The 22343-nt window shown below is 59.8% G+C and carries 16 protein-coding genes; 8 read left to right on the top strand and 8 right to left on the bottom strand.

Going from position 1 to position 22343, the window contains the following annotated elements; all coding sequences use genetic code 11:
• Positions 1-164: 164 nt before the first annotated feature.
• Positions 165-1271, bottom strand: coding sequence for an ATP-binding protein (locus ACTNA2_RS06635; protein WP_441048959.1), 1107 nt, complete (start codon positions 1269-1271; stop codon positions 165-167).
• Between the two features lie 464 nt (positions 1272-1735).
• On the opposite strand from ACTNA2_RS06635, the gene ACTNA2_RS06630 reads away from it, so the two are divergent.
• From ACTNA2_RS06630 to ACTNA2_RS06615, 4 genes are all read left to right on the top strand, one after another.
• On the top strand, positions 1736-3166 hold the full coding sequence (locus ACTNA2_RS06630; RefSeq protein WP_441048958.1) for a 6-phospho-beta-glucosidase: 1431 nt from the start codon (positions 1736-1738) through the stop codon (positions 3164-3166).
• A gap of 226 nt (positions 3167-3392) precedes the next feature.
• Positions 3393-5192, top strand: a complete 1800-nt coding sequence (locus ACTNA2_RS06625) for a histidine kinase N-terminal 7TM domain-containing protein (protein ID WP_441048957.1) — start codon at positions 3393-3395, stop codon at positions 5190-5192.
• Complete coding sequence (locus ACTNA2_RS06620; protein ID WP_441048956.1) at positions 5189-6688, top strand: sensor histidine kinase; 1500 nt, start codon at positions 5189-5191, stop codon at positions 6686-6688. Before ACTNA2_RS06625 ends, ACTNA2_RS06620 begins: the two co-directional genes overlap by 4 nt.
• Positions 6685-7308, top strand: a complete 624-nt coding sequence (locus ACTNA2_RS06615) for a response regulator transcription factor (protein ID WP_441048955.1) — start codon at positions 6685-6687, stop codon at positions 7306-7308. The genes ACTNA2_RS06620 and ACTNA2_RS06615 overlap by 4 nt, the downstream gene beginning before the upstream one ends.
• Positions 7309-7500: 192 nt before the next feature.
• Here the strand turns inward: ACTNA2_RS06615 and ACTNA2_RS06610 are convergent, their stop codons facing one another.
• The 6 genes from ACTNA2_RS06610 to ACTNA2_RS06585 all read right to left on the bottom strand — a co-directional run bounded on the left by ACTNA2_RS06610 (position 7501) and on the right by ACTNA2_RS06585 (position 15116).
• Positions 7501-8343, bottom strand: coding sequence for a hypothetical protein (locus ACTNA2_RS06610; protein WP_427727291.1), 843 nt, complete (start codon positions 8341-8343; stop codon positions 7501-7503).
• A gap of 81 nt (positions 8344-8424) precedes the next feature.
• A complete protein-coding gene (locus tag ACTNA2_RS06605) occupies positions 8425-9666 on the bottom strand; it encodes an SPFH domain-containing protein (protein ID WP_427795573.1) in 1242 nt (413 codons plus the stop codon).
• A gap of 48 nt (positions 9667-9714) precedes the next feature.
• On the bottom strand, positions 9715-11037 hold the full coding sequence (locus tag ACTNA2_RS06600) for a hypothetical protein (protein WP_441048954.1): 1323 nt from the start codon (positions 11035-11037) through the stop codon (positions 9715-9717).
• 24 nt (positions 11038-11061) lie between these two features.
• The gene (locus ACTNA2_RS06595; RefSeq protein ID WP_441048953.1) at positions 11062-11799 is read right to left on the bottom strand and encodes a DUF4428 domain-containing protein; all 738 of its coding nucleotides are present in this window, start codon (positions 11797-11799) and stop codon (positions 11062-11064) included.
• A 208-nt stretch (positions 11800-12007) separates the two neighbouring features.
• Entirely contained in the window at positions 12008-13519 is a 1512-nt protein-coding gene (locus ACTNA2_RS06590; RefSeq protein ID WP_441048952.1) for a nucleoside hydrolase-like domain-containing protein, read from the bottom strand.
• A gap of 262 nt (positions 13520-13781) precedes the next feature.
• Entirely contained in the window at positions 13782-15116 is a 1335-nt protein-coding gene (locus ACTNA2_RS06585) for a prolyl oligopeptidase family serine peptidase (protein ID WP_441048951.1), read from the bottom strand.
• Positions 15117-15606: 490 nt separating this feature from the next.
• Here ACTNA2_RS06585 and ACTNA2_RS06580 point away from each other — a divergent pair, with 490 nt between their 5' ends.
• The 4 genes from ACTNA2_RS06580 to pyrE all read left to right on the top strand — a co-directional run bounded on the left by ACTNA2_RS06580 (position 15607) and on the right by pyrE (position 21223).
• Positions 15607-17034, top strand: a complete 1428-nt coding sequence (locus ACTNA2_RS06580) for a PTS transporter subunit EIIC (RefSeq protein ID WP_441048950.1) — start codon at positions 15607-15609, stop codon at positions 17032-17034.
• A gap of 210 nt (positions 17035-17244) precedes the next feature.
• Positions 17245-18558: an apiosidase-like domain-containing protein gene (locus tag ACTNA2_RS06575; RefSeq protein ID WP_441048949.1), complete on the top strand. Its 1314-nt coding sequence runs from the start codon at positions 17245-17247 to the stop codon at positions 18556-18558.
• A 315-nt stretch (positions 18559-18873) separates the two neighbouring features.
• Positions 18874-20418, top strand: a complete 1545-nt coding sequence (locus ACTNA2_RS06570; RefSeq protein ID WP_441048948.1) for a LuxR C-terminal-related transcriptional regulator — start codon at positions 18874-18876, stop codon at positions 20416-20418.
• Positions 20419-20539: 121 nt separating this feature from the next.
• Positions 20540-21223 carry an orotate phosphoribosyltransferase gene (gene pyrE, locus ACTNA2_RS06565; RefSeq protein WP_154518188.1) on the top strand — a complete coding sequence of 228 codons (684 nt, stop codon included), beginning with the start codon at positions 20540-20542 and terminating at the stop codon, positions 21221-21223.
• 235 nt (positions 21224-21458) lie between these two features.
• Here pyrE and ACTNA2_RS06560 read toward each other — a convergent pair whose 3' ends face one another.
• Positions 21459-22313, bottom strand: coding sequence for a MurR/RpiR family transcriptional regulator (locus tag ACTNA2_RS06560; RefSeq protein WP_441048947.1), 855 nt, complete (start codon positions 22311-22313; stop codon positions 21459-21461).
• Positions 22314-22343: the final 30 nt, after the last annotated feature.

Here is a 22343-nt window from a genome sequence, read left to right as displayed (position 1 = left end):
CGCTAAATCGTCTCTATCTGTTACAGATCAAGACGAACCACGGAGGCCGCCCGAACAATCTCAATCTGTAACGCCAAGCCCGGTTTTGACGGCCTAACTGTTACAGATCGAGACAAGCGGGCCCAACCCACCACAAAGGTGCCTGTCCCCATTGTGGTGGCTGTCTAGAGCTGGCTGCGCAGATAGTCAGCCATATATGGAACAGCGAAACGCACGTAACCGCGGCGTGCCTGTTCGATAACGCCGACGTCGATGAGGCGTCGGCGATACTTTTGGGCATAGTCGGGTGTGACTGACATGCGCTCGGCCACATTGGAGATGCGCGACACGCCGTCTTTGTCATCAGTCATTGCGTCGAGAAACGCGACGTCTTGGTCCGATAGCGCGGCGAGCGTCGTTTCACAAACATCGTTTTCGAAATCGGCCTTTGACGCTTCGATAGCTCCGTCGACTTGCTCTGGCGTTACGTATTCTCCTGCCTGGCAGCGATTGGCGATGTTGTAGCCGATGAGCTGCAGCATATAGGGCGATCCTTGGGTTGCACGAGCGGCACGGAGGCGAAGATCGCCTGGAATATCAAGGTCGAGCTCTTCGAAAGCCCGCTGATAATAGGCATCGACATCTCCGACTGAAAGCGGTTCGAGCGTGACTTTGCGTGCGCGGTTGAGAAATGTCAGTACGCGGTCGTTGAGTGTCGCGGAGACTGCTCCCGGGAGGCCCGCCATGACGAGCGCGACGTTGAGTCCCTCGCCGACCAGCTCTTGATAGGCGGTGACGAGCTGTCTGATCTCGGGTGAATTTGCCTGGAGCTCGTCGATGAGGATGAGGATGCCGTGTCCCTGCTCGGTTAACTTGCGTGCCAACTGCGTGAGTTTGAACTGGAAACTCTTAGTTTCCTGTACGTCGCGCGTAAACTCGAGGCCGGCTGAGAAACCGAAGACGCTCAAACTGCCACCTGTAAGTTTGGGGAGACGATGCTTGTTGGCGTAAGGCTCGCCCGCTTCCTGGATTTTCTCAACAATGCGCTCGAGCATATCCTCGGAGGCTACGGTGGGCGTGGCGACAACAAAGCCGAGCTTGCGGGCGCGATCGGCAAGTTCCCACAACAGAACCGTTTTGCCGCTGCCTCGCTGGCCGAGCATGAGCATGGCTCGGTCTCGATTGCCCGGCTCCTGCTCAAGGCCGGAGATGAATGTCGAAATCACGCTCCCGCGTCCCACCAGATAGGACGGGCGATTTCCAAATGAGGGGGAGAAGATGGTTTCAGTCATAAGTCTCCTTTCCTTTTTTTCCTATTTTTTCCTTTTTTTCCTATTCAGTCAAATGAGTTGCTGAGCGAAGGCGGCTAAGTAGGTCTCATCGGCAAAAACCTCGACATCGCCTGCGACTAGAATCTTCTGTCTCGATCTGTAACATCTAGCGGGCTAAATCGTCTCTACCTGTTACAGATTTAGACAAACTGCAAGGGACTGGCCGAACAATCTCAATCTGTAACACCTGGCCCGGTTTTGGCGGCCTACCTGTTACAGATCGAGACAAATCGCCCCAAACCGCCACAAAGGCGCCTGTCCCCTTGGTGGTGAATTGGGCAGGCGGGTATCAAAAAGTGTCAGGCGGGGTGGCTGCCGGGCGCCTGCACGCGAAAAGAAGTATCGGCCTGTGCCACCGCCGTTGAGCGACGCGTTGTTTGCAGGGATACTGAGCCTATGACAACAGCGTGCGAAAGGATTGATACATGGCTTTCCGTAATGACTTCCTGTGGGGCGGCGCAACGGCTGCCAACCAGTGCGAGGGTGCCTACGACGTGGACGGCCGCGGCCTGGCCAACGTGGACGTGGCTCCGCACGGCCCCGAGCGCTATGCGGTGGTCTCCGGCCAGCGTAAAATGCTCGACTTCGAGGACGGCTATTACTATCCCGCGCAGACCGGCATCGATTTCTATCACCACTACAAAGAGGACATCGCTCTCTTTGCCGAGATGGGCTTTAAGACCTTCCGTATGAGCCTGGCTTGGACCCGCATCTTCCCCAACGGCGACGAGACCGAGCCCAACGAGGCTGGCCTGGCCTTCTACGAGGAAGTATTCCGCGAGTGTCAGGCGCACGGCATCGAGCCGCTCGTGACCATCACGCACTTCGATTGCCCGATTCACCTCATCAAGGAGTACGGCGGCTGGCGAAACCGCAAGCTCATCGACTTCTACAAGAACCTCGCGACCACGATCTTTACCCGCTACAAGGGGCTGGTGAAGTACTGGCTCACCTTCAACGAGATCAATATGATCTTGCACCTGCCGTTTATGGGTGCCGGTCTGGTCTTTGAGGAGGGCGAGAACAAGGAGGCCGTCGAGTACCTGGCCGCCCACAACGAGCTCGTCGCCAGCGCTTGGGCAACCAAGATCGCCCACGAGATCGACCCCGAGATCAAGATCGGCTGCATGCTCGCCGCGGGTAGCTACTACCCCTACAGCTGCCGTCCGGGCGACGTGCGCCAGGCGCAGCTCGATAACCAGGACAACTACTTCTTCGTCGACGTCCAGAGCCGCGGCTACTACCCGGCATATGCCGTCAAGAAGCTCGAGCGTCTAGGCATCGATGTGGGCATGACGGACGAGGACCGCGAGATCCTGGCCGCTAACACCGTCGACTTCATCAGCTTTAGCTATTACAGCACCCGCTGCTCTGCCGGTGCCGATAACCCCGATGTCGAGCGCACCCAGGGTAACGCCTTCGCCGGCGCCAAGAACCCCTACCTGCAGGAGAGCCAGTGGGGCTGGGCCATCGATCCTCTGGGCTTCCGCATCACCCTCAACGACCTGTACGACCGTTATCAGAAGCCGCTGTTTGTGGTCGAGAACGGTCTGGGCGCCAAGGATGTTGTCGAGGAGGATGGCTCCATCAACGACGACTACCGTATCGACTACCTGCGCCAGCATATCGCCGCGATGCGCGATGCGGTGACCGAGGACGGCGTTGACCTGCTGGGCTACACCACCTGGGGCCCGATCGACCTGGTGTCTGCCGGCACGGGTGAGATGTCCAAGCGCTACGGCTTTATCTATGTGGACCGCGACGACGCCGGCAACGGTACCCTCAAGCGTTCCAAAAAGAAGAGCTTCGACTGGTACAAGAAGGTTATTGCTTCTAATGGTGAGGACCTGTCCTAAGGAAGCTGAGACACTCAACTTCATAGCCTTCTAACCAAGGCGCCCGGCGAGTAGTTATTGCTCGCCGGGCGCCTTGCCGTCTGCGGATTTTGGGACATGCGGCCCGCTTTTTGGGCCCGCCTGTCGGTACACTAAAGGGACTATGAGTACCCGCGAGCGACATATCGGCCACGCGGCCGCCCGGACCGCTCCGGTTGCGGATCCCAGGGGCGGCAGGCTCTTCGCCATGCCGCGATTCCTTGTTGGCATAACGCATCAGGTGTACCGTCACCGCGTCTTTGCTATCGCCGGCGCCATCACCGCGCTGTTCCTCATGCTTTTGGCGATCTTGCCGGTGCTGTTCGCCTTCGACCCCAAACTTTCTAACGCCGTGCCCGCCTATAGCGAGGTGTCCGAAGAGGTCGTGGATGGGCTCACCCATTCGAGCCCTCTCCCGCTGCTTGTCGCCGCAATTGTATTTTCGATTTGGGGCGTGTTGGTCTATCTGCGTTGTTTGGACTATGTGTTGCGCCGCCGCCTTGTTGCCATCGCCACCATCTGTGCCCTGTGGATGATCGAGGTCATTCTCAAGTACAAGTCGTACACGCCGTTCTATGCCACCTTGCTGTGGTACCTGTACTACGTGCCCATGACGCTCATTCCGCTGCTCTACCAGCTCTGCGGCCTGCGCCTTGCGGGCCTGGAGCAACGCCGCCTGGGTCGCCGCTACCGTGCTGCGCTGTGGATTGTGGCCATCCTGCTTATCGGATTTGTGCTCACCAACGATTTTCACCAGCAGGTCTTCCGCTTTGACCGTACAAGCGACACCTGGAGCAACGATTACACGTACGGCCGGGGTTATTTCGCCTTCCTCGTGTGGACGGCCTTTAACTTCGTGGCCTTTTTTATCCTGGTTGGTCGGTCCTCGTCCTTTCGCATCCAACGTTTCTCGGGCACGGCGGCGCTCGTGCTGCTGGGCGGCGCATTCTTTGGCATCTCATATGCTCTGCGCGTGCCCTGGGCATGGAGGCTCAACTTTTCGCTCGTCTATTGCATCCTGTGCGTGGTGGCGATGGAAATCTGTCTCGATTGCGGTGTCATTCCGTCGTACCACGATATCGCCGGCATCTTCGACACCTTGCCGCTTGACCTCAAAGTTCTAACGCGCGACCTGCAGGAGGTCTATGCCACGCCGGTGTCAAAGCCAATGCCGGTAGGCGTGCGCGAGGGGTTGCGGACCCAGGAGCACGGCCGCGCCCATGCCTTTACCGTGGCGTCCGATCCCGATGTGATGTATCGTGCTTTTCCGCTGCTGGGGGGATCGGCCCTGCTTGCCCAAGACGTATCGGAGCTCAACGAGCTCAATCGCGAACTGGCACATCGTCGCATGGAGCTGCAACGCCAAAACGAGCTGCTTGCCGCCGACTACGACCTTAAGACACATTTGGCAGATCAAGAGGCCGAGACCTTGCTAGTCCAAGACGTGGACCAGGCGCTTGCCCGCGCGCTCGAAGAGATGTACGACTTGTTGAGCTCGCTGCCGCCGTTGACTGACGAGGAATCTTCGCGCGAGCGTTACCGCATGCTGCAGCGCGCCAAGATGCTCGTTGCCTATTGCAAACGGAAGGGGTCGCTCACGTTGGCACAGCACGGGGAGAGCGGTTTTGACCGCGACCGCATTCAGCTCATTGCCAACGAGCTCGCAAGCGACCTGCGCACGATCGATGTCGATTGCGCCTCGATTATTGCCATACGGCGCCCGATGCACGCCAGTACGGTAAGCGCGCTGTACGACTGCGTGTATGACTTTGCGTTTTTTGCCTACACCACCGATCATCCGGCACTTATGTATCACTTGGGCGACCATGACCGATGCAGCGTCGAGCTGCGCGCCACACTTTTTTCCAACGATGATGAAGATCTTTCGCAGACGCCCGCTGCGCAAGAGCTCGAAAGCGCTTTGCAAGGGCGCAACGTGGCATACCGCCTTGAGGGCGAGTCCGGTCAGCTGCGCATGATCGTCTTGATGCCGAGGGCGGGTGAGTGACGATGCAGATTTCGCTCATCCTTCCCCAAATCGTTGCGCTCGATGTTGTCTTTGCCCTGGCTGCGTGTCTGCAGACGATCCACGTCCCGCTCATCGCATCGCGCCGCTCGTCCTATAACCGTAAGGTGATTTGCGCCTACGAGGCTAGTCTTGTGCTTCACCTGATGATTTCGGCGCTCATCTTGTTCACGTCGTCTGGCTCGTATCTGGTGGCGCCGCTTGACGTTTGCGCCAGGGCAATGGGCGGAGCGTTGTGGCTCAATGCCGCAATCTTTGCCTATGGCGTGGTACTTATGGTGCACTATCGTCGTCCCGTCATGCTGGTCGAGCTGCTGCTTGTTGTCGCCGTTACACCACCGGTGGTTTTTGCCATGGGCTCGGCGTGGACCGTTGTCCTTATCGCAGAGGGAGCGTTCTTCCTGTTCCGTTCCATCGCGGCGCTCTTGATGGACGTCCGTAACCGCCAAGAGGATATCACCTTGTTCTCGACGATCGAGACCATCAACGTGATTCCCGTGGGCATCCTGTATCTAGACCCGAGGGGCCGTCCGCTGCTCATGAACCGCTGCATGCGCAAAAACCTCGTAGAGCTCCATATGCCCACCGACCTGGGCGACATGAGCAGCACATGGAACGACCTGCGCAAACTGAGCATGCAAATGCCCGAAAGCAGCGCTAATCGCGCCCATATCGACCTTGATCGCTTTGGTAGGGATCGCGCCGTGGTCGAGATCTCTCCTTCCGAGATTCGTCTGTTCGTGCGTGACTCCGTTACGGTCTCGAGCCGTCCGTTCGAGCGCGTCGTCGGCCTGGACGTGACGGAATACGCACACGCCTACGACCGTCTGGCGCAAGCCAACCACCTGCTTGAGCGTGCTGGCCAAGAGCTCCAGGCCCAGATTGAAGAAGCCAAAAAGGTTGCCGACAATGCGGCCTACCTACGTATGCGTGCCCGCGTTCACGATGTGATCGGCCAGCGCCTGTCCATTCTTCATCGCTATTTGGAGGAGGGACGTCTGGATGATGAGTCGCTCGAGCAGATTGACCCGTTGCTGCGCTCAATAGCCGCCGATTTGCGAAGTGGCGGTGCCAGCGAGCCTGCAGAGCAGCTGAGCGATATCGTCCACGCCTTTGGCTTGGTGAGTGTGCAGATCGATGTTGAGGGTGCGCTGCCTGAGGACGCGCGTGTCGCCGCCGCATTTTTGCAGATTATCCGCGAGGCCTCGACCAATGCTACCAGGCATGCGCAGGCGCATCAGGTCCACGTGCGCCTGTGGCAGGAGGGGACGAATGCTAGCGCCGTCGCGCGCATGACGATTTCTAACGACGGGTCCCCGGCCCCCGTATCGTATCGCGAGGGAACGGGTATCCCAGGTATGAGGCATGTCGCGCAAGATTTGGGCGGCGGCCTGGAAGTCCACGCCGCCCAGCCCTTTACGCTTGCGGTGTCCATCCCGCTGAGCCCCAACGCCACGGTCCAAAGGAGAAGTTCATGATCCGCGTGTTAATTGTCGAAGATCAGGCCATTCTGCGTGAAAGCCTGGCGCGCTCCATTGGCGACCAGCCCGATATGACCGTCGTCGCCGCGATCGCCGATGCCTCCGAGGCCTTGGGTGTCGCGCTCAAGGAGCGCCCGGACATGATATTGATGGACGTGTGCACCGAACACGATTCAAACGGCATCGTGGCGGCGGCGCGCATCAAGGAGCAGCTGCCCGAGTGCCGCGTCATCATCATGACAGGCATGCCCGAGATCACCTTTGTCGATCAGGCTCGCGAGGCGGGCGTCGATAGCTTTGTGTACAAGAACGTTGGTATCGACGAGCTGTTCGCCGTGATGCGCTCCACGCTGGCGGGCTACTGCACGTTTCCCAAGCCGCCCGAGAGCATTTTTTCGGGTACGGCGGCACTCGACGATGTCGAGCTGTCGATTTTGCGCCTTGCCTGCGAGGGCAAAAGCCGCCGCGAGATCGCGGCCGAGCTGTTTATGAGTGAGGGTACCATCAAGCGTCGCATCTCGGAGATTCTGAGCAAGACCGGCTACGACAACATCATGCGTCTTGCCGTGCGCGCGGTAACGGAGGGCAGCATCGTCCCCAACATGGAGCGCCCGTAATCGACGCGCTCGCCGTGTTCCGGCGCCGTAAAGATAGGCCGCCCGCCGTTTTGCATCAGAAAACGACGGTCGGCCTGCTTGTGCGGCTGTACTGTCGGCATAAAAACGACGGGGCCGCAGGATCAACTCCTGCGGCCCCGCCTGGCAAGTGCGCGGATGTGTCCGCCAATCCGTGGCTGATGTTACGTGCCGCTACGCGATGGTTGCGGTGTAGGAGGCGACGTCCTCGTAGGAATCGGTCAGATAGGCGTCGATGCCGATGGTCGTGTTGACCAGGTCGTCAAGGCTGTCAAGCTCGCCGCTCGAGAATGTGAATTCCTCGGTGGCGTTGGTGCCGGGCATCAGGTTAGCCGAGAACCAAGGTTCCTTCATGGTGCCGTTGACGTTGGTCTTGCCGGAGGGAGCGTAGAAGGTCAGGTCCTTGTCGCTCTTGTTGGTGATGTTGACGACAAAGCCGATGTCGCCCCATTCGTCCTTGAACTTCTCGGTGATGGTGATGGTGCACAGATCGTCATCGGCGACGGTGACGGCGGGGGAGATTTCGACGCTCTGGACGTCGTCGTCTTCGACGGCCTCATCGATCTCCTCTTCCTTCTCGGCCGCCTCGCGATCCTTTTTTAGCGTACCGGACAGATCCTTGTCGGACTTCGTAAAGATAAGCTTGTCGCCTTCCACCTCGAGGACGAGCTTGCCGTCCTTGAGTTTCATGTCCTGCGAATCGCCGTCGGCGGTGATGGTTGCAGTGGTGGCGTCCTTGGCCTCCCATTTCAGGTCGGCGACCTCAAGGAACATGTCGAGGACGCCCGTGCCGTCTTCGTCGAGGATCAGGATACAGTTGAGGCCCCACTCCTTGAGCATATCCATGTACTCATCGGTGAGCTCTTCGCCCTCCAGGGTTCCACCCGAGAGTTCCCAGCTGCCGACGAAGTTGGCCTTGGGGTCCTTGCCGCCGCCGCTGCAGCCCGTTAGGGCAAAGGCGAGCGCCAGGACGCATGTCAGGAATGCGAGTACGGACTTTTTGAACGTTGTCTTCATGGTGTCCTCCTTTATCGAACGAAACCCATAGAAGCAAATGCGGGGGTGGCGGACCTCCCCGCCAATTACCAGGTAGAGGGGCTAGGGCCTGGGCGTTCCGCAGTTGCTGCAGAACTTGCCGCCGTTTTCGCTGCCGCAGTTGGGGCAGAACCACTTGGTCGGTGCCGGGGCGGGTGCGGGACTGCCACACTCGGGGCAGAACTTGCCGGTGTTGGTGGCACCGCAACTGCAGGTCCACGTGCCGGCCGCGGGGGCAGCGGCAGGAGCTGGTGCGGGGGCGGGTGCCGGAGCCGGCTGTGGGGCGGCCTGCTGCTGTGCCTGGCCGGCGGCGAACAGCTGGCTGGCGTTCATGCCGCCCATGCCGCCCGCCATACCCATGCCCATAAAGCCGGCCATCGCGCCGTTGGGGTTGGCGGCTGCCGCGCGCATCGCATCGCTCTGGGCGCTGGCGATGTTGGCGGCTGCCATGGTGGGATCGCGCATGACCGCGGCCTTCTGCAGGTCCTTGATCATTTGCTCGTCTTCTTGCGAGGCGGCGATGGAGTTGACGCCAAAGCTCACGATCTCGACGCCGCGCAGGTCGCGCCAGTCGGCGGAGAGAACCTCGTTGAGCGCGCGGGCGAGCTCGGTGGTGTGGCCGGGGATAGCGCTGTAGCGGATGCCCATCTCCGAGATCTTGGCAAAGGCGGGTTGCAGAGCGGTGAGCAGCTCGGACTTAAGCTGGCTATCGATCTTATCGCGCGTGTAGCTATCGGTCACGTTGCCGCACACGTTGGTGTAGAACAGCAGCGGGTTGGTGATGCGGTACGAATACTCGCCGTTGCAGCGAACGGAGATGTCGACATCCAGGCCAATGTTGTTATCGACCACGCGGAAGGGCACAGGCGAGGCGGTGCCGTACTTGTTGCCGATGATCTCCTTGGTGTTGATGAAGTAGACACGCTGGTCCTTGCCCGCGTCGCCGCCAAAGGTAAAACGGCTGCCGATATTGGCGAACGTCTCCTTGATGGAGTCGCCCAGGTTGCCGCTAAAGACGCTCGGCTCGCTGCCGGTGTCAAAGACAAACTCGCCGGGCTCCAGCGCGACCTCGATGATCTTGCCGTTTTGCACCACGAGCATGCCCTGGCCGTCGTTGACGGCGATGACGGAGCCGTTGGAGATGACGTTGTCCTCGCCGCGCGTGTTGGAGCTGCGGCCGCCGGTGCGCTTGCTGCCCTTGCAGGCCAAGACGTCAGCGGGCATCGATTCGCAATAGATATATTCCTTCCACTGGTCGGCCATGACGCCGCCGGCAGCACCCAATCCAGCTTTCAAGAGTCCCATGGTGATCTTCCTTTCTCGTCAAAGGCCGGGTGGTATTGGTTAGAATGGCTAATCGTCCTTGTTGTCCTTCATGACAACGGTGGTCTCGGTGTGGCTGAAGGTGTCGTGCTTCTCGGTCAAGTCGAGCTCGCCGCAGTAGCAATCGGCGTGGGTGGCCTCGTTGGCCGTCTTGAGCTGGCCTACCAACAGCACGTCTCCGATGATTACGATGATCAGCGGTGCGACGATGTTGATGAGGATGCCCTCGATATCAAAGGTGAGGTAGTCCGGATCGAAGGCGTTCTCGCCCATAAAGAGAATCTGGGAGAGGACAAACCCGATTACAAAGAACAGCACCGAGGCGATGGCGAGCTTGGGCTTGGAGCAGGGAAGCTCGCCGACCATGCGGCCGGTTTGGCCGTTCATGGCAAACAGGTAACTCTTGCCGTTCCACGAGGTGGAAAGCATCCACACGGGGAACAGGGCATAATCGTTTTCTTCCCAGGTGTAGTCGAGCTGCTTGCTTTCGACTGTGGCGTCGTCATATTCGTCGACGACGGTCTCGCGCAGGGCCGAAATCGTACTTTCTTCCATACGACGCTCGGCGCGCGCCTTGCAGGTCTCGCAATCCTCATCGTAGCGGTTGGCGATGTAGCCGGGCATATACGCGACCGAGAACGGGCGCAGCGCGTCGTAGTCAAACGGCTCGATGGCATCCATATGGCCGTCGGGCATCTTGGACGATCCGTCGACGGGCACGCGCTCAAACGAGATTTTGCCCTTACGGTAGGCGTCGTAGTGGTCGGTGGTCGTGACAGTGCGGTCGGATTCCTCGGTCACGGTCTCGTTGGTCGCATCGAAGTACACTTCGCCATCCACGCGGGCGCCGTAGAGCCAAAACGGCACGTAAACGCCTTGGACCTCGTCGATGTGGTTGCCGGTGACAAAGCTCTTGGGCAGCAGGATTTTGCCCTTGTAGTGCTCTTTGAGTGCTGCCATAACATCATCGCGCCCGAGCTTAAACGGAATCACCAGGTCGGGTGAGAAGTCGCCCGAGAGCTGGCCGGGCGCCACGGCGGAGTTGCCGCAGTATGGGCAGGTGGTAACGGCGACGGTGCCGTCCGAGACCAGCTCGGCGCCGCACGACGAGCAGATGTAGCCGGCGTTTTGGGCCAGATCCTGCACGGCATCGTCGACAGCAGGTTTGGGGGCCGCGGCTGCGGCATCGGCTTTGGCATCTGCCTTGTCCTGGCGCTCGCGATAGAGGGCCTCGACTTCTTCGACTTCAAAACGCGAATCGCAGTAGTCGCAGACAAGCTTTTGTTCGGCACTGGCAAAGTGAAGGGGGCCGCCACACGCGGGGCACTGATAGTTGACACTCTCGAAGGCCATGATCGGTCCTTTCCGTGCCGGAGGCTATGCGCCGATGGCGCCGCCGCAGTATTCGCAGCGTCCACTGGCATCGGGAATGGTGGTTGCACCGCAGAAGGGGCAGGTGACCGCGGTCTTGGGGGCCTTGGCGGCCACGACGCTGTCGCGTGCCTCCTGACGCAGCTGTACCAGCGCATCGCGGACTTCGGTTGCCTGGCGCTTGGCCTCGCGATATTCGATGGAGCCACGCTGATCGATGGTGGAGTCGTTCACGCGCAGGTTGATCTCGGTAAAGTACGGCGTGTTGACGTGGATGGTCAGGTTAAAGTCGTAATCCAGGTCGTAGCGCGGCGGGTTGTAGCTCTCGCGCTCGCCGTCCTTGGTCTCGCGATAGATCTCGGTGCGATGCTCGTCGATATCCATATCGCAGCCGAGTACCTGTGAGAACTCGATGATGTCGGGATTGGCGTCGCGCCAGCGGCTCTGCGAAGTGATGATCAGCAGACCCGCGTCTTCGTCGAGCATGATGTTGGTGCGCCCGGCAGAGAGTGTGCGCGTGGGGTTGAACGAGGCCAGGCGCTCGGCGTTGGCCTCGCGGTAGGCGAGTTGCTCGCGGATATCGTCCGCGGTGCTGGAGCGCCAACCACTAAAGAAGGGGGAGAGCTTGCCTGCGCACTCTTTGCACAGGTAGCCTTCGTTGATCTTGGTCTTTCCCAAAATCCCCAGTTCGGTACCGCAAATCGCGCACTCTTTCTTCTCGAACATCTTGTCAAAGAAGCCCATGGCTGCCTCCCATCAACAGGTAGCGTGTGTCACTTTTGATGATGGGTGAGCGCGCGATCTTTCACGATACCCAGACGGCTCAAGGAGTCTCCACAACTGGGACACATGGCCCATTTTCGGCCACTCATTGGGGACGTACTTAAATGAGTGGCAGCTGGGGACAGTCCATGCCGAATGTGGCGGCTGCCGAATGTGGGCGCCGTCCCTGCTATGCCACGGTCACGGCAACCTGGGCGTAGCGGCTGCAGGGGCGCTCGGCGCGCGTCTGCACGGTAAGGGTGAGCACGAAGCGGTCGCCGGGCTGCGCGTCGGCGGGCACGATAAAAGCGGTGCTCACCGTGCATTCCTGCCACAGCGAAAGATCCTGCGTGCCTGCATAGCTCGACGGGTCCACGGCGACATCCCAATGTGCATCAAAGCCCTTGCCGTCGGGGTCGACGACGGTCGCTGCAAGGGTGACGTGCTCGCCGGCTGTAGCGCTGCGGTCGGCCGTGACCTCGACAACATGTGTCGGATGCGAACAAGCTGCCGGATCATGGGCGCACCATTGCGCGCGGGCGGCAAAGTCTTCCTGATAGGCGCGCAGGTAGGGATTGGGGTTGCCGTCTACGGGCGTGCCGATGGCGGCAAAACCGGCGGGTGCGTCCGTATCGGGATGTCCATCAAGAAACATGCGGCCGAGCAGTGTGTCGAAGCCGCGGTCGTCGATGCCGCGCAGGCCAAACGGCAGCAGCGGAATATAGGTCATGCTGTCGCCTTCGGCCATAAAGTCGCCGCGCTCAAACTGCATCGCGGGCATGCCTTCTAGACCCCAATCCAGACGGGCATGCTTGCCAAACTGAAAGCGCTCGGGCTCATTTTCGTAGACCTTGCCGTCGCCATAGAGCATGTAGCGTGCCATGAGGGGGCCGTTACCCTGCGTGAGATTCTGCTCAGGCCAAGGTGCCTTAAACAGCGGCAACGTATCGGGTTGAGCCATCTTGGCATCGACATAGCCGCCATACATATAGGGCACACACCAAAAGATGAGCTCGGGAAAGAGCTCGCGTCCATGGTCGAGCCATGAGTTGTCCTGCCCCACGCCATCGGCAACGCCCATCACGCGCACCTTCTGATAGACCCGCTGCTGCACGGCAGGCCATTCGGGCGTGGCGCGATAACGCTCGGCAATACTCATGAGGGCGCGAACGATGGTGTTCATGCCACCCCAGCTGAGCAGCCATAACGTACGCGGATCATCATCCAAGATTGCCTGCGCAATTACACGAGATCCCTCAGTTTCCTCAGTCACATCACCCTCAAAGGCAACATTTCCCACAAAGGTGCGCTCGATCATCTGGGCGGGCGTGGGAAACGGCGGCTCACCGGCAGCGCCCGCATTCGCCTGCAACTGCGGCCAAGCCTGGGCATATTCATTACTCCAGAGACTCTCAATCCAATGCTCGGGAAACGGACGATACTCACGAAGCTCGCCGGCCAGCGGATCGGGCTCATGAGGCACAACATCCCACTCATAAGAGCGACGCCCTTTGGTCCGCCAATGCGAATTCACCTCGCCCAGCGTATGAACCCCATCCCCAAGAAAGTGATACTGCGAAGCCGTGTACACCACAGCCTGAACATCAAGCACATTAAGATACAGAGCCAAATGAACGAGCGAGTTCATATCGTCGACTTCCATATCGGTAGTAACAATCACCCGAGTTAACTCTTGGGACATAGGAACAGCTCCAATCAAAATCAATTCAGCCAGTTACGCGCAAGGCAAGACGGGACCCGGTCCCCATCGCCGCCGACCCGGCGTGCTGCCGGAAGCGGCCGGCCAGGGCCAACGACAATGGCAACGCAGCGGGGGCCGGGTGTTAGTTTTGCAAACATTCCGCAGGGGGCATGGGAAGGCGCAGCGCGAAGCGCAAAGCGCCGCCCCATGCATGCCCGAGGACGTTTGCAAAACTAACATCCGGTCCCCGCGCCGGGACGGATTACCTATTGACCCTGGCCGACCACTCCCAGCAGCCCACCGGCTCGCCGTCGATGAGCACGCTGCCCCCGTCGAAGTCTTGATAACACAGGTCGTTGAATTGGTGGATCCACACGCCGTGGTTGAACGTCTTCTTGGGCGAGCCATCGGCCTCGCGATAGCGACCGGTCAGGTCCTCGACATGGCTAAAGTAGGTAAGGTGCACGTTGGCTCCGGCGTCACGCAGGCGTGCCGTGAGCGGCAGCACGGTCTGCTGCGGCGACACGAGCTCGTCGCCCTTGGAGTGCGTAAACCACAGCGGCGTCTTGGCGAGCGCGGCTACGTCCTCGTCCGTGGCGTTGTACCACGGGGCACAGCAGGGAAGGCCGGCGGCGAAGAAATCGGGGTAGTCGGCGCACAGACGCAGGGTCATAAAGCCGCCGTTGGAAAGGCCGGCGACCACGATGCGGTCGGTGTCGATGCGCTCGGCATGCTCGGCGACAAACTCGTCGATGAGCGCCTTGAGTACGGGGGAGTAGATGCTCTGGTTGGAGCGGCCGAGCTGCTCGACGCCGTTATCCATCCAAAACGTGGGAGACTGCGGCACGAGCACCCAGGCAAAGCCGCCAAAGTAGCGCTGGATTTGCGCCTGGCTAATGGCTGTCACACGGTTGCCGATATAGGCGCGCGTGGCGCCTTCGCCCTGCGTGGCACCCCTGCCTTCGCCAGCGCCGTGTAGGTACACCACGAGCGGGGCCTTTTGGGGCACGACCGTGGCCTCGGGCGCGAAGGGATTGAAGCAGGCCGAGTCCTCGGCTTTAAAGCTGGGCTCAAAGAAGCCGTACTCGAGCGCGATGCCATTGACGGCGGTCTTTTGCACGGCATTGCTCCAGCCCTTGAGCGCGGGGCAGATGTCGCCGCGACAGGTATCGAAGACCAGGCCGCAGGTGGGTTCGCCGTCGTCGCCGGGAAGAGCCGCGAGCTGCGTGACGTGAAGCTGGTTATCGAGCATGCGCGAGCCCATGACGCCGCCTTCGATCTTTTTGGTCAGGCGCTGCTCGGCGACCTCGAGTGCCACATGGGTGCCCACGGCGAGCTTGCGGCCGTTCTCGTCACTCGGATACGCGGCGAGAACGTCGATGTAACCCACGGAGGGCGTGGCATGGTCGGCGCCGTGCTCCTTGCGCATCAGGACCTCGCCCGTGCGCTCGTGACGCTCTACATATATATGGAAAGTGTTCGCATCGACATCGTTGGCGCGCACGGTGCAGGGTAGGTCGAGAACGACCTTGCTGATCCAGGGGCCAAAGTCGCCCAAGGTGCTGACGGTTGCGTAGGTGCACGATTTGAGTTCCATGAGCTGCCTCCCTTGTGCCGCGCGTGCTAAACAATCGCGGCAATACAATCTAAACATGTTTAGTGTAAAGCAGAATTTGAGAATAAGCGGATGAACTCGGTAAACGGTAGCATCAAACGTTCAATGAACTACTAAACACTCGTTTACTACTATCTAGCAGGGCTTTTGTTGATGAGTCAACAAGGCATTGAGATGCCAGATTATATAAAATCCCACGTAAAAGACCATTTATAAATAAATGTCACTATATGTAATGCCTCTGCATTCAATTACGTTCACCCCCGATTTCCTACCGTTCACCGGACTGCAAACGGCAAAACTGCCACAAATTCAATGCTGAGTGTAAACTAAGCGCTGTAAACGTTCAGTAAACAGATTGTTTACGACAGCGTATCCAAGGGTTCGGTAACCGTAAGGGGTTATAGTCACCGGGCCAAAGGCGTGCCTGCGCCCAAGCGATTAGGCACACGACGATATGGGGAGGGGTCCCATGGCAGTAGATAACAAGCAGATTGCCACCGATGTCCTCGAGCTCGTGGGCGGTGCGGAAAACGTCACCGTCGCCACCAACTGCATGACGCGCCTGCGTCTGACGCTCAAGGATAACAGCAAGGCCGACGTGGAGAAGATCAAGAAGGTCAAGGGTGTTCTGGGCTGCCAGTTCGCCGGCAGCCAGCTCCAGGTCATCATCGGCCAGAACGTGCCCAAGGTGCTCGCCGAGTTCGTCGCCATGTCCGGCGTCAAGCAGGGTGCCGCGGTCGACGAGAACCTCGACGCTCCTAAGGAGAAGTTCGAGCTCAAGAACCTGCCCAACATCATCCTCGACTACCTGTCGGGTTCCATGACCCAGCTGATTCCGCTGCTCATGGCCGGCGGTCTGTTCCGCACCATCGCTGCGGTTCTTGGTCCCACCATGCTCGGCGTTATCTCCGATACCGATCCGACCTACACGTTCCTCTACACCACCCTGTACGAGGCCACGTTTACCTTTATCCCCATCTACTTGGGCTATGCCGCTGCTAAGAAGCTCGGCGCCTCTCCGGTTCTGGGCATGCTCCTCGGCGGCGCTCTCATGGCCCCGTCCGTCGTGAGTGTCGCGACTCAGGAGGGTGGCGGAATCATCTCCGTCTATGGCATCCAGATCACCGCTGCCAACTACCAGCAGTCCGTCCTGCCGATTATCCTCTCGGTGCCGGTCCTCTACTTTGTTGAGAAGTTCTTTAAGAAGGTCATGCCCGACGTGCTGTCCACGGTCTTCACGCCGTTCTGCACCATGATCGTCACCATCCCCATCGCCTTCATCGTCCTTGCCCCGATCGGCAACGAGCTCGGTACGCTGATTGCCAACGCCCTCTTTGGTCTCGCCGACCTTGGCGGTATCGGCATCCTGATCGTCATGGCCGTCCTCGGCGCCTTCTGGCAGCTCTTCGTGGTCTGCGGCATGCACATGCCCGTCATCCTGCTCGCTCAGGTTCAGATCATCGCCGCCGGCTACGATCCCTTCGTCTTCGTTTCCACCAACTGCGCTATGGCCGCCGTCTGGGGCTGCGCTTTCGGTGCCTTCCTCAAGATGAAGAACCCCGACGAGAAGGGTCTTGCTCTGGGCTACGTCATCTCCGCCATCGCCGGCGGCGTCACCGAGCCCGCACTCTTCGGTATCCTCATGCGCTTCCGCCGCACCATGCTCGGTATGTTCATCGGCGGTGCCATCGGTGCCGTGTTCTCCGGCCTCATGGGTGTTACTTACTACCTGGCCGGCGGTGCCTCCAACTTCCTGGTCTTCACCAACTACCTGCAGGGTGGCCAGATGAACACCGTCTGGGCTATCGTCGGTATGGCAATCTCCTTTGCCATCGCCGCTGCCGTCGTCTTTGTCACTGGCTTCTCCAAGGAGGAGCTCGCCGAGATGGAGGCCTAAGGCCAAACCATTCGGTCACATACGACCTTACCTACACGACAGGGCCCCGTCAGGCGCAAGCCCGGCGGGGCCCTTTTTACAAGGTAGACTGATTGGGGGCGCGTGGCGCCTGCTCGCCGGGGCTTGCTAAGCGCCAGGGGCTTTCGCGCGGGGTTACCGCGAAAGAATCTGCCGGTTCGCAACTCCTTTATCAAACGAAAGGACATGCAGATGAGTTTGGGAAAGCTGACCGTCAACGGTCGTCAGGACGGCTTTTTGTGCGAGGGCAAGCCGTTCTTTTGGTTTGCCGATACGTGCTGGAGCGCGTTTACGAGCATTACCGAGGCCGATTGGGACTACTATCTGACCCGCCGCGCCGAGCAGGGCATGAACGTGCTGCAGATCAACACGCTGCCGCAGTGGGATCGCTGCTGCCCCGATCTGGGCATTTGGCCCTATGCCAGCGAGGATGGCGTGCATTTTGATTGGTCCCGTCCCAACCAGGCGTACTGGGATCGCGCCGCTGCCATGTGTCGCGCTGCCGTCGAGCACGGCATTCGTCCGGCGCTCGTGCTTATGTGGTGCAACTACGTGCCCGGCACCTGGGGCGCCAAGATCGCTGAGCATTGCGGTGCCGAGGTTATGCCGCGCGAGGAGGTTCGTGCCCACGTTGCCCGCGTCGTCGAGAACCTGGGCGAGTTCGACCCCGTCTACGTGGTGACGGGCGATACCGACTTTACCAGCGACGAGGCGATCGCCTACTACGAGGATGCTCTCGACGAAGTCGTCAAACGCGCGCCCGAGGCGTTGCGCACCATGCATATCAACCGCGGCAACCGCACCATTCCGGCACAGTACCTGGACCGTCTGGACTTTTACATGTTCCAGCCCGGCCACAACTACGAGGGCCAGCCCGAGGCCTGGCACCTGCCGCAGGACTTTATCGCCAACTACCCTAAAAAGCCGATGGTCAACTCCGAGCCCTGTTACGAGCAGATGGGTGCGTCGCGCAATGTGTACTGGCGCTTCACCGCGCAGGACTGCCGCGCGAGCGTGTGGTCGTCGATCCTTGCCGGTGCGAGCGCTGGCGTGACCTATGGCGCGCACGGCGTTTGGAACTGGCAGACCAGCAAGAGCCAGGGCTCGGCGCTGGGCGAGGGCTTCGACATGCCGTTCCGCTGGCAGGAGTGCCTGCAGTTTGCGGGTGTTTGGGACTTTGGCGCGATCGAGCATGTGCTTGCCGGCTTGGGCGCTACGGCTGGCGACGACGCACTTGCCGTGGTTCCGGCGCAGGAGCTGCTCGATGACGCGCGCGAGGCCATTCGTGTGGCGCGCGTTGGCGATCGCGTCGTCACGTACCTGCCGCGCACTACGGCGCTCAAGTTTAAGCTCGACGGCGCGTGCGGCTGGACGGCGACGGTCCTTGACATGGAGGACAAGCGCATCGCCAAGCTGCCCGTTCGCGACAACGGTGACGGTACCGTGCGCGTGGCTCAGCATCCCTTTGAGCACGACGCACTGGTGATCTTGGCTCCCGGGCGCTAACGGCTCTTCTCCAACATTTACAATCCAGTCCCTTTCATGAGGTTGCGACGGAATGGTTCCTGCATGACAGCTTTAAGCTGCCAAGGGAGCCATTCCGTCGCACTCATTGGGGACGTACTTAAATGAGTGGTAGTTGGAGACGCTCCTAGCCGAGCTAGAGGTCTCGCGTGTCCCTTCTGGTCCATGCGGCTCAAAATCGCGGCGTGATATGGACGGTGGGCTCGAAATGAGCGGCATTTCGAGCCTGGCTTCGATATTGAGACTGGCTCTGTATTAAAATAGATTTCCAGACAATTGAGCGGCTGGGGGTTAACCATGAGAGGCACGGGAGACACAACCGCATGTCTGCGTCGGGGCATTCAGGAGATTATATGCCTGGCTCTGTTCTTCTTTACGTTTTTGGCGTGCGAGTATCTCTTTGATGTGCGCATGGCCGAGTTCGTGTCTCCGAACGAGGTCGTTATTTATGAGAGCCTTGTCCTCGGCGCGAGTGTGATTGGCTTTCTTGTGCGTCCCGTTCTGTACTATCGCCGTCCCCATGCCATCGATGCAACGAGTGACGTTACGGGTGTTTTGCTGGTGGCGGCATTCCTGCTGTTGATTATGGCGGTTCGGACTGAGGTGGTAATCGCCGCCGGTTTGGTGGCGTGCTGCGCGCTGGGCTACTGCGGATCGACTGCCCATGCAAACTTTGCGCGGCGCTTTGCGCGGACGCCCTGCTTGGCGCGCGCCGCCGCACTTTCTTACGCCATGGGCGTTCTGGTGCAGGTCTTCAACCATATGGTGATACCTGCCGGCATTCCTCAGCAGGCTGTTCTGGTCGTCGGTGCGATCGCGCAGGTGGCGTTGCTTCACGGTGCCCGACGCGCCAAACTGCGCGATGAGTCCGATCCCAACTTTGAACCCAGTGCTGCCGGGCTTTCGGTAGATGCTTTGGAATATGGCGCCAAGTGGCATGACGAGCCCGAGACAAAGGCGGCATTCCGCCGCGCCGTAGTTCGCCTGACCGTGGCGACGGCGTATCTTTCCGGCGTATTCGCCGCTCTCAACGCGGGCCTCACAACCCTGCATGCTACCGGAGCCGTTGATTTGGGTGATTGGCCGCGCCTGCTGCTTGTTGCGAGTTCGTTGGCCGCCGGCGCCCTATTTGACCTGAGCGGCCGTTCGTATATGAATATCGGCATGACATGTGTCGCCATGCTGTCCACGCTTTCGTTCTTTGTGATCATCATCGATGGCAATGGCGGCAACGAGCTTGCTGCCACGATCATCTTTTATCTGGGCTCGGGCTTCTTTGTGGTGTTCTTTACCACAAAATTCGCCGCTATCTCGCTCTATGCGCACTGGTCATATTTTTGGCCGTGCATGGGTCGCGTCGTCAATAACGTGTGCTCGATGCTCGTGACGGCGCCGGCGGTAGCGATTATCTCGAGTCAAAACGTGCTGGCTGCAGTCGGCGCGGCACTCGTGATGTTTGTGGGTATTGCGATTACGCTGTTGGGACAGTTGGGGCAACGGGCCGATGATGCCGTGATGCAGGACGGGCTGGCGCTTGCTGCCGACAATCTTGGTGGAGATCTTGCGCCCGCATGTTCCGACCCCGCGCTTGTGGAGGCAGCGGAGCCCGCGCCCGATGAACGCCTCGATGCCTTCGTCACCACCTTTGGGCTTACAGAGCGCGAGCGCGATATTCTTGAGGCCTTGGTCGTTTCGGATCGGAGCGTTCAGGACATTGCCGCAACGCTTTTCCTTTCGCGCTCTACGCTCTACCGCCACATTTCCTCGATCAACAGAAAGACCGGTACCGACTCGCGTGTGGCCCTTATCAACTTCTTCTGGTCCTGGGCACCCAAGGACTAGCGTATGAGGTGCCGCCCAGTTCCTTACTCTAACGGGGGGATGTGGCTCCAAAGCGCACCCGCATCGATGCTTCGCCTGCGCTAAACTGGAGGGCACGTACGCGATTACGAGAGGAGCCCGCATGGAGGCTTACAAGCAAGAGTTCATCAAGTTTATGGTTGAGTCCGACGTTCTTAAGTTCGGCAGCTTTACGCTCAAGAGCGGCCGTCAGTCCCCGTTTTTTATGAACGCCGGCGCTTACGTGACGGGCTATCAGCTCAAGAAGCTGGGTGAGTATTACGCCCAGGCCATCCACGATAACTTTGGCGACGACTTTGATGTGCTGTTTGGACCGGCCTACAAGGGTATTCCGCTGGCCGTCGTGACCGCAATTGCCTACCACGAGCTGTACGGCAAGGAGGTCAAGTACTGCTGCGACCGCAAGGAGGCCAAGGATCACGGTGCCGATAAGGGCAACCTGCTGGGTTATGAGCCCCAGGACGGCGACCGTGTGGTCATGGTCGAGGACGTTACCACCAGCGGCAAGTCCATCGACGAGACCTATCCCAAGGTTAAGGCTGCCGCCGACGTCGAAATCAAGGGCCTGATCGTGTCTCTTAACCGCATGGAGGTCGGCAAGGGTGGCGTGACCACCGCTCAGAAGGAGATCGAGGCAAAGTACGGTTTCCCCGTCGCGAGCATCGTCTCCATGGCCGAGGTCGTCGAGACCCTCTACAACCACGAGATCGATGGCAAGGTCGTCATCGATGACGAACTTAAGACCGCCATCGACGCCTACTACGAGCAGTACGGAGCACAGGAGTAGTTACGGCGTTTTACCAAACGCCGTAACCGGCCGACGCTGCGCGCCGCCCAGGGCGACAGTTTGTCATTCAAAAGGCGAGGCATGACCAGAAGGTCAATGCCTCGCCTTTTTCACGCCAACTTGTTCGCCCTGGACGTCGCTCGCTGTCCGTCCTCTACTTGCGGCGTTGTCTTGCTCCGAATGCGGCCCGCTCGCTGCCGTTGCCAGAGTAGTCATTGGGGACGTTCTTAAACGACTACTTAAGCCCGGGCAGGCGAGTATAGGGGAACGAACGCTCCAGGAATTCGGAACAGCGGGCGTAGTCTTTGGCGAAGTAGCTGCTGTAGAGCGAATCGAGCACGTATTGCACGGCGATGTGGCTGGCGAACTGCGTGATGCGATGCGTCATGCTCTCGTGGTCACTCACCGTAAGGTAGGCGGCAAAGCCGGGGTGAATGCGAGCGCAATAAGGCGTGCCGATGACGATGACCGGGACATGCCGACTGCTGAGGATCGGCAAGATGTCCTTGAGGTTGGGGGCAAGGCCGCTGTAGGAGATGACGATTGCCGCATGGTCGGGATCCGAGGCGAGCGCCGTTCGCACCTGGGCCTCGACACCGTTGTGACACGTCGCGCTTTTACCGGCGGAGAGCAGGCGGTCGCGGAACATTCCCGCTGGATAGAGGTTGTGCGAGCCCGTGTAGATGTCGACCTGTCGGGCGTTCGCGATGAGCCTGGCGGCGTGGTCGAGCTGCGTGGGGTCGAGCAGCTCCTGCGTTTCGGCCAGCGTGGTCTGGTAGAGCCCCTCCATGCGCTCCATAACCTGCGCGGGAGTGGACGTAGCATCGAAAGGGAAGTTGATGTCCACGTCGCGGCGGTTTCCCGCCTCGGTTGCCAAGCGAATAAGCTCGACCTTGAGATCCTTGAAGCCCTCGAGGCCGAGCTTTTTGCAAAAACGATGCACGCTCGCGACCGAAACGTTGGTGCGAGCGGCAAATTCCTTAATAGAAAGCCCGCGGATGTCCTGACCGATGGCAAGGGCTGCAATGCCGAGCTGTTGCTCGGTGGGGGTGAGCCCCTGCGCCTCGATGATCTTGCGTTTGATATCCATGCGAACTCCCACACTCGCCAAACCTGCCAA

The organism is Collinsella sp. HCP28S3_E9 (assembly GCF_052065455.1).
Taxonomy (GTDB): domain Bacteria; phylum Actinomycetota; class Coriobacteriia; order Coriobacteriales; family Coriobacteriaceae; genus Collinsella.
This window is presented reverse-complemented; position numbering and strand designations above follow the sequence as displayed.